We start from the raw sequence: 468 nt of genomic DNA on the forward strand, positions 1-468 counted from the left end.
GAGCGAGGAGATAGCGGACGCGGACCGCGACCTGCGCGTCCTGATCGCCCGCACCGCACCGGGCCTGCTCGCGCTGACGGGCGTCGGGCCCGAGACCGCCGGGCAGCTGCTGGTCACCGCCGGGGACAACCCCGACAGGCTCGCATCCGAGGCCTCCTTCGCCCACCTGTGCGCCGCCGCGCCAGTGCCAGCCTCTTCCGGGCGTACCGACCGCCACCGGCTCAACCGTGGCGGAGACCGCCAGGCCAACCGCGCGTTGCACACAATCGTCCTGGTCCGCATGCGCCACGACCCTCGCACCCGTGACTACGTCGCCCGGCGCACCCTCGAAGGACTCAAGACGAAGGATATCTTCAGGTGCCTCAAGCGCTTCGTCGCGCGCGAGGTCTACCACCACCTGACCAGCGCATTCAGCGGCACACCCGGGCCGTCTCCTACAGCTTGACGATCTATAGAAGCTTCAGAGTC

1 protein-coding gene is annotated in these 468 nt (G+C 69.2%); it reads left to right on the top strand.

What is annotated here, in order from left to right:
• Positions 1–445 (top strand): transposase (locus KUM38_RS27620; RefSeq protein ID WP_217133037.1); only part of this gene is annotated, 445 nt, incomplete at its 5' end.
• Positions 446–468: the final 23 nt, after the last annotated feature.

The sequence above is a fragment of the Streptomyces sp. AC558_RSS880 genome, assembly GCF_019049255.1.
Lineage (GTDB): Bacteria > Actinomycetota > Actinomycetes > Streptomycetales > Streptomycetaceae > Streptomyces.